Annotated in this window: 12 protein-coding genes and 1 pseudogene; 7 read left to right on the top strand and 6 right to left on the bottom strand. The window is 57.1% G+C overall.

Translation table 11 applies throughout. The annotated features are described in order from the left end of the window. The first annotated feature begins 81 nt into the window (after positions 1 to 81). The 3 genes from EPZ47_RS11275 (at position 82) to EPZ47_RS11265 (ending at position 2899) form a co-directional block, all read left to right on the top strand. A complete protein-coding gene (locus EPZ47_RS11275) occupies positions 82 to 1104 on the top strand; it encodes a Gfo/Idh/MocA family oxidoreductase (RefSeq protein WP_135844830.1) in 1023 nt (340 codons plus the stop codon). Beyond that, on the top strand, positions 1101 to 1892 hold the full coding sequence (locus tag EPZ47_RS11270) for a TIM barrel protein (RefSeq protein WP_135844829.1): 792 nt from the start codon (positions 1101 to 1103) through the stop codon (positions 1890 to 1892). Before EPZ47_RS11275 ends, EPZ47_RS11270 begins: the two co-directional genes overlap by 4 nt. An 80-nt stretch (positions 1893 to 1972) precedes the next feature. After that, positions 1973 to 2899, top strand: coding sequence for a sugar ABC transporter substrate-binding protein (locus EPZ47_RS11265; protein WP_135844828.1), 927 nt, complete (start codon positions 1973 to 1975; stop codon positions 2897 to 2899). Between the two features lie 103 nt (positions 2900 to 3002). Here EPZ47_RS11265 and EPZ47_RS11260 read toward each other — a convergent pair whose 3' ends face one another. Next, positions 3003 to 3878 carry a LysR family transcriptional regulator gene (locus tag EPZ47_RS11260; RefSeq protein ID WP_135844827.1) on the bottom strand — a complete coding sequence of 292 codons (876 nt, stop codon included), beginning with the start codon at positions 3876 to 3878 and terminating at the stop codon, positions 3003 to 3005. 99 nt (positions 3879 to 3977) lie between these two features. Between EPZ47_RS11260 and EPZ47_RS11255 the strand changes: the two genes are divergently transcribed. Both EPZ47_RS11255 and dctA read left to right on the top strand, forming a co-directional pair. Further along, complete coding sequence (locus tag EPZ47_RS11255) at positions 3978 to 5147, top strand: mandelate racemase/muconate lactonizing enzyme family protein (RefSeq protein WP_135844826.1); 1170 nt, start codon at positions 3978 to 3980, stop codon at positions 5145 to 5147. A gap of 102 nt (positions 5148 to 5249) precedes the next feature. Beyond that, positions 5250 to 6557 carry a C4-dicarboxylate transporter DctA gene (gene dctA, locus EPZ47_RS11250; RefSeq protein WP_076384140.1) on the top strand — a complete coding sequence of 436 codons (1308 nt, stop codon included), beginning with the start codon at positions 5250 to 5252 and terminating at the stop codon, positions 6555 to 6557. A 70-nt stretch (positions 6558 to 6627) separates the two neighbouring features. On the opposite strand, the gene EPZ47_RS11245 is transcribed toward dctA, so the two are convergent. After that, positions 6628 to 7215, bottom strand: coding sequence for a TetR/AcrR family transcriptional regulator (locus EPZ47_RS11245; RefSeq protein WP_178084247.1), 588 nt, complete (start codon positions 7213 to 7215; stop codon positions 6628 to 6630). 98 nt (positions 7216 to 7313) lie between these two features. Between EPZ47_RS11245 and EPZ47_RS11240 the strand changes: the two genes are divergently transcribed. Then, a complete protein-coding gene (locus tag EPZ47_RS11240; protein ID WP_135844825.1) occupies positions 7314 to 8072 on the top strand; it encodes an SDR family oxidoreductase in 759 nt (252 codons plus the stop codon). Positions 8073 to 8145: 73 nt separating this feature from the next. On the opposite strand, the gene EPZ47_RS11235 is transcribed toward EPZ47_RS11240, so the two are convergent. Together EPZ47_RS11235 and EPZ47_RS11230 are read right to left on the bottom strand one after the other, a co-directional pair. Continuing rightward, positions 8146 to 8553, bottom strand: a complete 408-nt coding sequence (locus tag EPZ47_RS11235; RefSeq protein WP_135844824.1) for a VOC family protein — start codon at positions 8551 to 8553, stop codon at positions 8146 to 8148. Between the two features lie 23 nt (positions 8554 to 8576). Further along, positions 8577 to 9002 carry a YciI family protein gene (locus EPZ47_RS11230; protein WP_135844823.1) on the bottom strand — a complete coding sequence of 142 codons (426 nt, stop codon included), beginning with the start codon at positions 9000 to 9002 and terminating at the stop codon, positions 8577 to 8579. A 137-nt stretch (positions 9003 to 9139) separates the two neighbouring features. Here EPZ47_RS11230 and EPZ47_RS11225 point away from each other — a divergent pair. After that, positions 9140 to 9463: pseudogene (locus tag EPZ47_RS11225) on the top strand (MFS transporter); the annotation flags it as partial. Between the two features lie 127 nt (positions 9464 to 9590). Here EPZ47_RS11225 and EPZ47_RS11220 read toward each other — a convergent pair. Next, positions 9591 to 10652 (bottom strand): HD-GYP domain-containing protein, encoded by a 1062-nt coding sequence (locus EPZ47_RS11220; protein ID WP_135844822.1) that lies wholly within the window; start codon positions 10650 to 10652, stop codon positions 9591 to 9593. Beyond that, on the bottom strand, positions 10637 to 13537 hold the full coding sequence (locus tag EPZ47_RS11215) for a sensor histidine kinase (protein ID WP_135844821.1): 2901 nt from the start codon (positions 13535 to 13537) through the stop codon (positions 10637 to 10639). The genes EPZ47_RS11220 and EPZ47_RS11215 overlap by 16 nt, the downstream gene beginning before the upstream one ends. Positions 13538 to 13758 lie beyond the last annotated feature (221 nt).

Below are 13758 nucleotides of genomic sequence, written 5' to 3'. Positions count from 1 at the left end.
GGCACAACGCTTGCTCCCTGCTTACCCAGACGAGGACATTCTTACCGCCGAGTCGTAAAAACAATAAAGGGAGTCATGTTTATGAGCACATCCAAGACCATTCGCCTTGGCCTCATCGGCGCCGGTCGCATGGGCAGCTTTCACGGCCTGACCGCCGCCCGTCACATCCCCGGCGCGTGCCTCGCCGCCATCGCCGACCCCACCCCCGGCCAAGCCGCACGCCTGGCGGCAGAACTGGACGTGCAGAAGGTCTATGTCGATCCACAGCAACTGCTTGATGACCCGGACATCGACGCCGTGCTGATTGCCGCCCCGGCACGCAGCCATGCCGAACTGGTGATCAGTGCGGCCCGGGCCGGCAAAAGTGTGTTCTGTGAAAAACCGATGGCCATCACCCTGGACGAAGCGGACCGCGCCATCGCCGCCGCTGCCGATGCACAGGTGACGCTACAAGTCGGCTTCAACCGGCGCTTTGCCAGAAGTTTCCGCACCGCTCATCTGGACGTGGTTGCCGGCCGGATCGGTACGCCACAACTGCTGCGCTCGCTGACACGCGACCCGGCGCTGAACAACCCCGCCGCGTCACCGCAATGGGTGATCTTCCTGGAAACCCTGATCCATGACTTCGATACCCTGCGCTATCTGAATCCAGGTGCCGAAGCGGTTGAGGTTTTTGTAATGGCCGATGCCCTGATCGCACCGGCCTACAAGGACAAAGGATTTCTCGACACAGCGGTGGTCACGATCCGCTTCGACAATGGCGCCATCGCCACGGCCGAGGCCAATTTCCAAGCGGTCTATGGCTACGATGTCCGCGGCGAAGTGTTCGGCAGCGCAGGCATGCTGACCATGGGCAACGTCAACGACTCTGACCTGCTGCGCTACCTGGCCAGTGGGGTCCAGGCTGACACCCAGCGCATGGACACCGACTTGCTGCGTGATGCCTATGTGGCCGAGCTCAACCACTTTGTCGGTTGCGTGCGCAGCGGCGAAAAACCTCTGGCCAGCGGTGAAGATGCCCGGGCGGCACTGGCCATTGCTCGCGCCTGTATCGAGTCCTTCCAACTGGGCAAACCGGTGCGCGTGCAAGGAGCTCGTTCATGAGTTTCACACCCTTCAAACTGGCGATCAGCGCCGAGATGGTCTTCCTCGACCTGCCCTTTACCGAGCGAGTCAAACGCATCCATGCGCTGGGCTTCAGCGTCGAGATATGGAACTGGACGACCAAAGACATCCAAGCCCTCGTAGCGACCGGCGCGGATTTCACCTCCATGACCGGCTACATCTCGGGCAACCTGACCGATCCCGAGGATATCCAGCAACTGCTCGACAGCGCCCAGGAATCCTTGGCGGTCGCCGCTCAATTGGGTTGCCCAAGCCTGAACCTGCATGGCACCGGCCTGGGTGATCAGGGATTGCCGGTCAAACCCGTTGCCCAGACCACCGGCCGCATGTGGTTGAGCGCCTGCAAGACGCTGGAAAAAATCGCTCGCCTGGGCGAAGACGCGGGTCGGGTATTCCTGCTGGAGAACCTCAACACTGAAGTCGACCACCCGGGCACGCCTTTCGCCCGTGCCGACGATACCCTGGCGCTGATCGAGGCCGTGGGCAGCCCGCACCTGAAGATGAACCTGGACCTCTATCACGCACAGATCGGCGAAGGAAACCTGATCGAACTGATCCAGCGCGCCGGCAGCGCCATCGGCGAAATCCAGGTCGCCGACGTCCCGGGTCGCATGGAGCCCGGGACCGGCGAAATCCACTATCGCGCCATTGCCAGGGCCTTGTTCGGCATGGGATACAGCGGTGTCGTCGGCCTCGAAGGCTGGGCCAGCGGTGACAGTGAAGTCGCGCTTGAGCGTTTCAGACAGGCCTTCACGCTTGATGGATGAGGCCCGCGCCGAATTCAAAACGTTTGGAAGATTTCTTCTCTCGGTGACGTACTACTCATAACAACAAAAGGAAAACCCTCATGCGTCGTTGCACACTGCTTTTCGCCACCCTGCTGTTGCTTTTCAGCCAATGGGCCGCCGCCGACTATCGCATCGGCGTCAGCATCGCCAGGGTCGACGACAACTTCATGACCTACGTGCGTAACGGCCTGGACGAGGCCGCGAAAAAGGAAAACGTGCAGATTCAATTCGAGGACGCCCAAGGCGATGTGGTGCGCCAACTCAACCAGGTCCAGGGTTTTATCAACCAGAAAGTGGATGCGGTCATTGTCCTGCCGGTGGACACCTCCGCCACGGCCAACATCACCCGCGCCGCGGTCGAAGCGAAGACCCCGCTGGTCTACGTCAACCGTCACCCGGACGAGCGTACCTTGCCCAAAGGCGTGGTCACGGTAGCGTCCAATGACATTGAGGCCGGACAGCTGCAAATGCGCTACCTGGCCGAAAAGCTCGGAGGCAAGGGCAACCTCGCGATCATCATGGGCGACCTGGCGCAAAACGCTACCCACGACCGCACCGAAGGCGTCAAACAGGTGCTCAAGGATTATCCCGGGATCAAGATTGTCGAGCAGCAAAGTGCCGAGTGGCAGCGCAGCAAAGGGATGGACCTGACCAGTAATTGGTTGCTGGCTGGGAGCCGTTTCGATGCCATCGTCGCCAACAACGACGAGATGGCCATCGGTGCAGCCATGGCGTTGCAGCAGGCCGGCAAAGCCAAGGGCGAGATTGCGATTGTCGGTATCGACGGCTTGCCTGACGGCCTGGCGGCCATCAAGCGCGGGATGCTGGTCGCCTCGGTATTCCAGGACCCCAAGGCCCAGGCGAGCAGCGCGGTACAAGCAGCACTCAAGATGATCAAGGGAGAGCCGGTGGAAACGGACGTCTGGGTACCCTTTCAGTTGATCAAGCCTGAGCAATTGGCGGTGTTTGAACAACATTACAAGTAGCGAAAAGCTCAACACTTCGCCGCGATCCCGGCAAGGGATCAGCGGCGATGCGCAACCTCAAACCCTATTGAGCAACACAGCGCGTCATATAAAACCCGCCGAGTCACTGCCCCACCCTGGCCCAGAACTCTTCGGCAGATTGACTGAGTGGCGCGGCTGGACGGGTCAGATGAATTTCCAGCGGTATATCCCAGCTTTCGTCGAGCGCTCTGACCAGGCGCCCATCCAGTATTTCTTGCTCGGTGAGGCTCCTGGGCAACCAGGCCACGCCTTTGCTTTCCAGGGCCATGGACATTAGCACCGCTGCAAGGTGGCTGCTAAAGAGCGGTTTGAGGTGAAGGTAATCTTCTTTGCCACGCAGTCTGTGCGCGACGATACGCCCCAACCCGGATTCATGGGTGTAAGCGAGGTACGGCAATGCCGCAGGCGAGGTGCCGAAGTTAGCGCAGGCACTCGCAAGAGGAACGAGAACGTCTTCACCCACCTTCTTGCCGATGAACTGATCAGGAGCCAGTAGCGGTGGAACATCGGGATGGCGGTGGCAGAGCAGAAACTGAACCTGGCCATGTATCAGCATCTGCTCACAGGCAGCCATGCTGTCTGAATGCAGTTGCACAGCCTCAATGGGGGCACCGTTCTCTGAGCTTCGCAGCCACTTGGGAAAAAATGTAAACGACAGGGAGTGAGTTGCCGCGAATTGAAGCGACTTGGCGGCCATTCCAGCAACCTCTTGAGCCTCGTTGCGCATTCTGTACAAGCGCCTGGCAGCCTCTTGGGCACTTGGCAAAATTTGCCTGCCAGCTTCAGTAAGCGTCGCGCCTTGAGGCGTTCGAACGAACAACTGCACCCCCATCCAACTCTCTAACGAGCGCACTCTGCGGCTGAATGCCGGCTGGGTAACGTGCCGCGCTTCAGCCGCCCGAACAAAGCTGCCGTACTCCGCAAGCGCTGAAAAATCTTCAAGCCAAACGAGTTCCAAGGGCCATGCCTCCTGTGCATAGGGTGCGGCATTAATAGCATTGGGCGGGGGCCATCGCAAAGCCTAACGTGGGCCTACAAACAACAAGAGGACCCCGTCATGCGCATCGTAGACATTCGTGAAAAAACTGTTTCCATTGCCTCCCCAATCGCTAACGCCTACATCGATTTTTCGAAAATGACCTGCTCGGTTGTCGCGGTCATCACTGATGTGATCCGCGATGGGAAGCCTGTCATTGGCTACGGTTTCAACTCCAATGGTCGCTATGGCCAAGGCGCACTGATGCGTGATCGTTTCCTGGGGCGGATTACGGAAGCGGATCCAGACACGCTCGTCGACCATGAAAACAACAACCTGGATCCGTTCGCCATCTGGAAAACCTTGATGACCAACGAAAAGCCAGGCGGCCATGGCGAGCGCTCTGTCGCCGTTGGCACCATCGACATGGCGGTATGGGATGCCGTCGCCAAGATTGAAGGCAAACCGCTGTATCGCCTGCTGGCCGACCGTTACCGTAACGGCGTGGCCGATGACAAGGTCTGGGTCTATGCAGCGGGCGGCTACTACTACCCTGGCAAAGACCAGACCAAGCTCAAGGCAGAAATGCAGAGCTATCTGGATCGTGGCTACGACGTCGTCAAGATGAAGATTGGTGCGGTACCGCTGGACGAAGACATCCGCCGCATCGAAGCGGTACTTGAAGTGGTTGGCGACGGCCGTCGGTTGGCGGTCGACGCCAATGGTCGTTTCGATCTTCAGACCGGTATTGCGTACGCTGAAGCCATCAAGAAGTACAACCTCTTCTGGTACGAAGAGGTTGGCGATCCGCTGGACTACGCACTCCAGGCCGAGCTTGCCAATCACTATGAACTGCCCATGGCTACCGGTGAAAACCTGTTCTCTCACCAGGATGCCCGTAACCTGCTGCGCCACGGTGGCATGCGCCCCGATCGCGACTACCTCCAGTTCGACTGCGCTCTGTCCTACGGGCTCGTGGAGTACATGCGCACCCTGAAGGTGATGGAAGAAATGGGTTGGTCTTCCCGCCGCGTAGTGCCCCATGGCGGTCACCAGATGTCCCTGAACATCGCAGCAGGTCTGCACCTGGGCGGCAACGAATCCTACCCGGATGTGTTCCAGCCGTTCGGCGGCTTCGCTGACGGCATCCGCGTGGAAAACGGCTATGTCGGTCTGCCGGATATTCCAGGTGTCGGCTTCGAGGCCAAGTCCGCTTTGTACGCAGTGATGCGTGAGTTGGGCGAAGGCTGATCAACCTCGATCTGCGGTCTCTTTGAAAGAGGCCGCAGCCCCCGGCGTCACCCACTGACGCCGAGCCACATGCCCATCACAACAATAAAATGAGGTGCTTCCGTGGAAATCTCCAAGTCCCGCTGGTATGGCCAGCTGTATGTGCAAGTGCTGATCGGCATCGTGATCGGAGCAGCAATCGGTTACTTCGTGCCTGATATCGGAGCCAAGCTGCAACCCTTTGCCGATGGCTTCATCAAACTGATCAAAATGCTGTTGGCGCCCATTATTTTCGGTACGGTCGTTGTGGGTATCGCAAAGATGGGCAACATCAAAGAAGTCGGCCGGATTGGCGTAAAAGCGCTGATCTACTTCGAGATTCTTTCAACCATCGCCCTGGTCGTCGGCCTCATTGTGGTCAACATCGTGAAGCCTGGCGTCGGTATGAACATCAACGCCAGCGCGCTTGATGGAGGTGCCATTAGCAAATACAGCCAAGCTGCCAGTGAGCAAGGCGGCACCATTGATTTCTTTCTCAATATCATCCCGCAAACCTTCATCGGCGCATTCTCCAATGGCGTCATGCTTCAGGTCATCCTGCTTTCGGTATTGATGGGTGTGGCCCTGGTTCAAATGGGTGAAACCAGCAAGCCGCTGATCAACACCCTTGATCTGTTCCTGCAAGGTCTGTTCAAGATCGTTGCAATGGTCATGCGCTTGGCGCCGATTGGCGCGGGTGCCGGCATGGCTTTCACGATCGGCAAATACGGGATTGGCACCTTGCTGTCACTCGGCCAGTTGCTGGTCGCGCTCTACATCACGACCTTGTTTTTCATCGTGGTCGTGCTGGGTACGGTTGCTCGATGGTCGGGCATGCCGCTTCTGCAATTTCTTCGTTATTTCAAAGATGAAATCCTCATCACCCTTGGCACCTGCTCAACCGAAGCCGTGCTGCCACGAATGATGGTGAAACTTGAAAAGCTTGGCTGCAAAAAATCGGTAGTGGGCATGGTGTTGCCTACGGGGTACACCTTCAATGCGGACGGCACCTGCATCTATCTCACCATGGCCGCGATCTTTATCGCCCAGGCGACCAATACGCCACTGACCTTTGTGGATCAGATGATTCTGCTGGGCGTGTTCCTGCTGACTTCAAAAGGCTCGGCTGGGGTGGCGGGTGCGGGGTTTGTGACACTGGCTGCAACGCTCACAACCATTCACTCCATTCCTCTGGTCGGCCTCGTTTTGCTCCTGGGCATTGACCGGTTCCTCAACGAAGCGCGCGCCGTGACCAACCTGATCGGTAACGGCATCGGCACCATCGCCATTGCCAAGTGGGACAACTCGTTCGATGTCGAGGCCTGCGAGCGTGAGATCGCCGCCATGAAACACCAAAAGGCGACAAGAAAGGCATTGCTGGCGCAAAAATAATCCGTAAGGCGCTCCGGTCATTCCGTTTAAACCACGGCATGACCGGTAGTGGTTTGCGCTTGGACGAAAGCTACACGTTATTCTTCAGGCTTTCAGGGCTACCTGCGCATAGACCATCCATCACCAAGTCCATCAATCTGGCGAGACGTGGGCGCCATTCGCTCAGGGAATCTATTTGCCATATTCCAGCAGTGGCTAGAAAAAAGTCGTCGTGGGTAACCCCGCTACGAATCGTTCCGGCCTTTTCATTAGCCCTCAAAAGCAACTCGGCGGCTGCCTGGACCGGCGCGTATCCCGACTTCCCAGGAAATTCGTAAGTAGAGGCTGCTTGCCGTATCGCGGTCGCGAGTCCCGCCTTGGTCATTGCATATGCAACGAGGCAGTCCATCCACTCTCGGAGGGCCTCCTTAGGGGGTTTTGTGGCGAGCAGCTGTTCGGCCAACGAGGCCACTTGCTGCATTTCGAATTGGTAGACCTCGAATACCAGCGCCTCCCTGTTGGCGAAATGGCGATAGAACGTGCCCTGTCCTACCCCGGCTTTCTTCGCAATCGTGCTCAGCGCAACCGCAGGATCGTTAGTCAGCTCTACCACCGCGACCTCCAGTATCCGTTCCCGGTTTTTCTTGGCGTCAGAACGCATCACCAATTCGTCAGTCATGAGCAAAGTTTTTCCTTTTGCATTGCAAAGCGGACAGCTGTCCGGTACGTTTTGCAAACGGACAATTGTCCGATTAAGCATTCTCACTGGAGTTTACTATGAACAGCACTGGCAACACGATTCTGGTTACCGGCAGCACTTCTGGCATAGGCCTTGGCCTGGCACTCAGGCTTCACAAGGCGGGCAACCAGGTAATCATCGCGGGACGGCGCAAAGCTCTGCTGGACAAGATCATGTCGGAACACCCAGGCATTGAATCCGTCTTGCTGGACGTCTGCGATCCACAATCCATCCAGCGCACCCGCGAAGCACTTGCGATCAGTCACCCGAATCTGAACGTGCTCATCAACAACGCGGGGATCATGCACTGGGAGGATCTGACTGATTCCCAATACCTGAACACAGCCGAAGATATCGTGACAACGAACTTACTGGGCACAATCCGCATGGTGTATGCATTTACTCCCCAACTGCTCAAGCAGCCCAGTGCCACGATTATCAATGTCAGTTCAGCGTTGGCCTTCGTCCCGCTGCCTGCGACACCGACCTACAGCGCAACCAAAGCGGCAGTTCATTCGTTCACTCAAAGCCTTCGAGTGCAGCTAGAGGACTCGTCAGTCGAAGTTATCGAACTTGCGCCACCGGGTGTGCGTACCACTCTGCTTGGCCAGGAAAATGACGAGCACGCCATGCCCCTGGACGAGTTTTTGAATGAGATATTCGAATTGCTCGAGATCTCTCCAACCCCACAAGAACTGGTCGTCGAGCGCGCCAAGCCATTACGGTTTGCTGAAGCGAGCGGTTCACATGATGAGGTGTTGAAAATGCTTGCGGGATACAAACCACCGGCAGCGTGAAGAGATTACCGAATTCCTATTGATGTTCAGGTCGCCGGCTGTCTCCAGGCCGGCGACCAAGGCTTCGTTCGGCTTATTTTCCGCCCTCGCAATTGACCATCCAGGCAATCCCGAAACGATCTTCGAACATGGCAAAGCGTTCCGCCCAGAAGGTCTTCTCCAAGGGCATCTGCACGCTGCCACCGGCACTCAAGCCGTTAAACAGCCGCTCGGCCTCTTCCACGCTGTCGACATTGAGGGAAACCGACACGCCTTGCGGCTTGCTAAATGGCTGGCCTGGCGGGCAGTCGGAAGCCATCAGGCTGAAATGACCCACGGTCAGGCAGGTGTGCATGATCAGGTCCGCGTCCTTGGGCATGCCGACGTCTTCAGGCGCCTCGGCAAAAGACATGGAAAACAGCTCGCCGCCAAGCACGTCCTTGTACAACGCAAAGGCTTCCTTGCAGCGGCCATTGAAGGTCAGGTAAGGGATGATTTTCATGGTCGGATCTCCTGTAGCCGGTTTCACGATTGACTGGACATCTGCGCCCGCAAGCGTTCTTCCTGCTCGCGCAACTCGGGGGTAAAGGTCTCGCCGAAATCCTCGACTTCGAAGATCTGGCGGATCTCGATTTCACTGTCACTGACCATCGGATTCGGGCAGCGTTTGACCCAATCGACGGCCTCCTGCAATGACTGGACCTTGAAAATCCAGAAGCCGGCGATCAGTTCCTTGGTTTGCGCAAAGGGCCCATCAATCACCGTCCGGTTCTTGCCGGAAAACTGCACGCGCACGCCCTCGGCACTGGGATGCAGGCCTTCACCGGCGAGCATCACCCCGGCCTTGACCAATTCTTCGTTGTAGGCGCCCATGGCGGCCAGCAGTTCTTCGCTGGGCATCTGTCCGGCTTCCGATTCCGGACTGGCTTTGACGATCACCATAAATCGCATGCTCATATCTCCTGAGAGTGGATGGATCAAGCCGTCCGTGTGGCGGCTCTACGGACTAATCGAATGGCAATGGCCGAAATCGACAGCCTGATGCGATTATTTTTCGACCGACTGTTGAGGGCCCAGCAATTAGACGGGTTCTTGGCCTGATCGGCTTCAGCCTGGCGAACAGCATGGTGAGCTGGTGCGTGGCGATGTTCATTTTCACCCTCGGTGAAATGATCATTTACCCAGCCGAATTCCTTTTCGTCGACACCCTGGCCCCGGAGAAACTGCGCGGCAGCTACTACGGCGCTCAAAACCTGGCAGCGCTGGGTGGCGCCCTGAGCCCGGTGATCTGCGGATACCTGCTGATGCACACCCCGGCGCCCACGATGTTCTATGCGTTGAGCGCACTGACCGCGATGGGGGGCCTCTTGTGCTTCATGAGTGATCGTCGGATGGCAATGGTGAAAAAGTAATCTGAGCCATGTTCAACTTTCTGGATACCAGCCATTACCATTCGGAAACAGAACGCTTCACCTTCGACACAATGGCGAGCGGATATACCGGGAGCCGGGCACGCCATCGACGCCTGAACGACATCAATCAGCCCTCTCGCGCATCGGCCAGGCGTAAGCGATCTACTTCGTCAAAGAGATTACAAAAGATGTCCACCAGGAAAGGATCGAAGTGGGAACCCGCTTGTTCGATGATAAATCGCCTCGAACTCTCGATATCCCAAGCCTGTTTATAGGCTCGAGGCATCCTTATGGCGTCATACACATCACATATCGCCACAATCCTTGCGGATAACGGGATCTCCTTACCCCGCAATCCCTTGGGATAGCCCGTGCCATCCCACCGTTCGTGATGGGACAGGGCAATTTCCGCTGCCAGGTCCGTCAACGGCGAACCCTCTGGGTCATGCAGGATTTCATAACCAATGCGCGCATGCTCCTGCATGATCGTCCGTTCTTGCGGCGTCAGAGCGCCAGGCTTTTGCAGAATGGCATCTTGAATGCCGATTTTTCCCACATCGTGCATCGGTGCAGCCATCCTCATAAGCTCGCACCATTGAGCGGGCATGCCGATGGCCTTGGCCAACAACGCAGCAGACTCGCCAATACGGACAATGTGGTGCCCCGTGTCGTCGTCGCGATAGCTGGCGGCTCGACTCAAGCTGCTGCTGATCGCCTTGTAGCTGGAAGCCAGCTGGGCCGTGCGTAACTCCACTTTGCGCTCGAGTTCAGCATTGACGTCGCGCAGCAGCTTCGCCGCCTGGGCCAGCTCCAGGCAATTTCGCACTCTGAGCAGCACTTCGGGTAGGTCAATGGGTTTGGAGATGAAGTCGTTAGCGCCCTTTTCCAGTCCTTTTCGCCTGTTCTGCTGATCATTCAAGGCCGTTACGATGATGACCGGTGACTCCGTGCGGTCGCGTGTACTGAGGCGATCAAGGATTTCAAAACCATCGGGCGCGGGCATGTCCAGGTCCAGCAACAGCAGGTCCCAGGCGTTCGAAAGCAGCCAGTCCAGTCCTTCGCCAGAATCGCTGAATGTCGTGATGTTATTCAGGCCCACGGCTCGCAAGCAGGAATCCAGAAGCCGCAGATTGGTGGCCACATCGTCGATAATGACGATCCTGCTTTCAGCATTTATTTTGGAAAACATACATCTGCCCTCCCCATGGCGAGCCTCAATACCAGACTACGAATACTCTGCATCTCCAACGGAGAAGACACGATGGCCTGGCATTCCAGGTGGCTCATCGAAGCGTGATCGGCAGCCGCACGGACCACGACGATCGACATGGCAGTCGTTGCGATACTGGTGCGCAAGCCGTTGAAAAAAGTGTGCAGCACAGACACAGAGTCCGCAGTGGCGACGATCAAAACACGGACCGTTGTGGAGTCGAGCACGAGGCTGGCGTCGGGCAACGTATTGACCCACTCCAACTCGAAATCGCCGGCTAACGCCTCTCGAGCCACCTGACCATCCTCGGCGTTTTTACTCACCAGCAGGACCCGTGGCAGGGCTATCGTCGACACTTTGGATGTGCTCCCGGGCACAGGAAAAGCCGACGAACACAGGTCGATCCAGAAAGTCGTCCCCACTTCGACGTTGCTTTCCAAGCCCATGGTGCCATGCATCAGCAGCGCCAAGTCTCGGCACAGCGCCAAGCCAATGCCAGTTCCCTGGATGGAAGAGTTCTCTTTGCCCAATCGCTGGAAGGGCCTGAAAAGCTCGCCCTGCAAAGCCGGAGAAATGCCCATCCCGGTATCCGTTACATAAAGTCGAAGCCTGGCTCCGTCCTCGACAGCCAAGGCCCCCAGAGTGATATCTCCGCCGGGCCGGTTGTACTTGATTGCATTGGATAACAGATTGATCAGGACCTGCTTGAGACGGCGCTTATCCGCCCAGACATGCCATGTATCCAGGGGAACATTGATGTGCAAGGTCTGGCCGTGCGCCGAGACTTGCTGCTGGACCATGTCAGCGCAGTTGGATAACAGGCTCGCCACATGCACGGGCTTGAGGTCCAGCAGGGGCTTCTCGGCCTGCAAACTGGAGAGTTCAAGCAAGTCATCAACCAACTGCATGAGGTGTTCACTGGCCTCGATGATTTCCTGCAGATTGGTCGTCTGCTGCGCTGCCTGGGCAGGCGACTGCATGAGCCCCAACTGGGCAAACCCGTAGATCGCGTTTAATGGCGTACGCAACTCATGGCTCATGCTGGAGATGAATTTGGATTTGGCAGTACTGGCGGCTTCTGCCTCCAAGGTCTTCTCTCGCAGATCCAACTGAGTCTGCTTGAGTGTCGTGATGTCGACACACGCCACGACCACGACATCGGAATCATCAAGCCGGGAGGGTTCCAGCGTACGGCCCCGGCAAAGTATCCAGATCAGTTTTCCATGCACGTCCCGGATCCGGAACTCCACTTCCGGCGCCACGCTTGCACTGCCCCTGGCCTCTTCAAGGAACTGCGTAAAGGTCTGCCGATCCTCAATGGGAATGTTCTCCAGCAGAGTCGCCATCGGCACTTCGTTGGCGGCAAAGCCGAAGCGTTGGCACAAGGCCCCCTTGAGAATGAAACGCTGCCGTTTCGGGTAGTACTCCCAAAGCCCTTCGGCAAAACTCTCCATGACCAACTCAAGACGCTGCTGCGTGGAACTGCGAATGAGCTCAGCCTGAGCCAACTGCCTGCCCATCCCCAGTGCCTGGTTGGACATTGACGACAGTTCGGTGATATCGGAAGGAGTTGTCGCCGGCTGCCAGTTACCCCGACCGATCTCTCGCATCATTCGTGAGACGCCTTGCACCGGCGTGCTCAACTGGCGACTGAGGTCCCGTGTACGCCACCACATGAAGGCAAAGAACAAGGCATAGAACAGAACCAGGCCCGCGACCAACAGATACCCCACTTCGCGGTAATGACTGGCCAGCAGATTGGTTTCCTGCATGACCGCGGCTTCATCCACCACCGCCAGCAAGAACCAGCCGGTGGAAGGGATAGCACTCCAGGCGAGCAGATGCGGCCGTCCATTCAATGTCAGCGCAACGAGACCTTCTGGGTGGTCGGGTAAGTTCTTGTTGAGACTGGCGAGGTCCGGATGACGGGCGAGGTTCAAATCCGGCGATTGCAAGCGCTCGCGCTCGACAGGCTCTCCAGCGGGCTGGTTCTCGACGGCTTGCAGGGAAAAATCACGCTGCCCCGCCTCGGGTACGGCCATGATATCGAGCTTGTTGTTGACCAGCATCAGGTAGCCATCCCAAGGCATCTTCAACTGCTCTATTCGCTTCAAGATGCCATCGACCGTTACGTCGACCCCGGCTACGCCCTCCAGGAAATCCGCGCTGTAAACCGGCGCAACGGCAGACATCATCCAGCCCTGGCCAGCAGGATCCAGGTAGACATCCGTCCAGACTACTTTTTTATCCGGGTTATGTTTGGCATCGGCCAAGTAGTAGAAGTTGTATTGGGTGATATCCATATCATGTGGGTACTGCTCGAGCGTATTGAACCAGGGATAAATCCGGTTATAGCTATCCCAACTATTGAAATAGATGCTGGCAATCAGAGGATCCCCGTCCTTCAACTGCTTCATCATGAAATCCTGATTCGCCAGAAGAGAGACTTTGTAGAGGTCCTGTTTTTCCAACGGGGTGACATTCGAATAAAACGAGGCAGACACCCCGTCATTTGTTGCGCTGTAGCGAACACCGTCGGCACTTACTGAAAGCGATGCCGCCACGGGGGGGTGGTTTTCGGTGAGTTCATTTTCAGTGGCCTTGGCATAAAGGCCAATCGCATTGTGGATCTGCTCCAGTTGTCCTTGCACCAACAGCGCGTTTTGCTGAACCGATACTTGTATGTCTCGTGTCGCGCTTTGATGCAGGTACTCGACCTGGGAACTTCGAATGGACTGGTTGGTGATGAAATAAGTGGTGATCAGCACGCCTTCCACCAAGACGAGCGGCAACAGGCTGGTACTGGCAAACGCCCGCCAGATCCATGTGCGCAAACTGACCCTCTTCTTTGAATCTGCCTGCATAGGCACGCTCGCTGCGTTGGCCACACAATTGATGTCACAGTGACATCATTGTGGTCTCATCCTTGATTTCTGTCCAAGGGAACCCTCTCCTTTCGTCCGCCAGCAGAACAACCTTGCGGGTACGGCAAGCATCGATCAAAAACCCGTGGACAGCCTTATGACCATAGTCGAACACTCGATTTCGTTCCCAACGACTTAAGCTATGCTCAAGAGCGGGTTAC

The sequence above is a fragment of the Pseudomonas viciae genome, from assembly GCF_004786035.1.
GTDB lineage: Bacteria > Pseudomonadota > Gammaproteobacteria > Pseudomonadales > Pseudomonadaceae > Aquipseudomonas > Aquipseudomonas viciae.
The sequence above is the reverse complement of the archived record's forward strand: the minus strand, read 5'-3'. Positions and strand labels throughout refer to the sequence as shown.

What these genes read in the sequence shown, in the direction of transcription:
- EPZ47_RS11275 (WP_135844830.1), top strand. Translation starts at nt 82, where the DNA reads ATGAGCACATCCAAGACCATTCGCCTTGGCCTCATCGGCGCCGGTCGC.
- EPZ47_RS11270 (WP_135844829.1), top strand. Translation starts at nt 1,101, where the DNA reads ATGAGTTTCACACCCTTCAAACTGGCGATCAGCGCCGAGATGGTCTTC.
- EPZ47_RS11265 (WP_135844828.1), top strand. Translation starts at nt 1,973, where the DNA reads ATGCGTCGTTGCACACTGCTTTTCGCCACCCTGCTGTTGCTTTTCAGC.
- EPZ47_RS11255 (WP_135844826.1), top strand. Translation starts at nt 3,978, where the DNA reads ATGCGCATCGTAGACATTCGTGAAAAAACTGTTTCCATTGCCTCCCCA.
- EPZ47_RS11245 (WP_178084247.1), bottom strand. Translation starts at nt 7,215, where the DNA reads ATGACTGACGAATTGGTGATGCGTTCTGACGCCAAGAAAAACCGGGAA.
- EPZ47_RS11240 (WP_135844825.1), top strand. Translation starts at nt 7,314, where the DNA reads ATGAACAGCACTGGCAACACGATTCTGGTTACCGGCAGCACTTCTGGC.
- EPZ47_RS11235 (WP_135844824.1), bottom strand. Translation starts at nt 8,553, where the DNA reads ATGAAAATCATCCCTTACCTGACCTTCAATGGCCGCTGCAAGGAAGCC.
- EPZ47_RS11230 (WP_135844823.1), bottom strand. Translation starts at nt 9,002, where the DNA reads ATGCGATTTATGGTGATCGTCAAAGCCAGTCCGGAATCGGAAGCCGGA.
- EPZ47_RS11220 (WP_135844822.1), bottom strand. Translation starts at nt 10,652, where the DNA reads ATGTTTTCCAAAATAAATGCTGAAAGCAGGATCGTCATTATCGACGAT.
- EPZ47_RS11215 (WP_135844821.1), bottom strand. Translation starts at nt 13,537, where the DNA reads ATGCAGGCAGATTCAAAGAAGAGGGTCAGTTTGCGCACATGGATCTGG.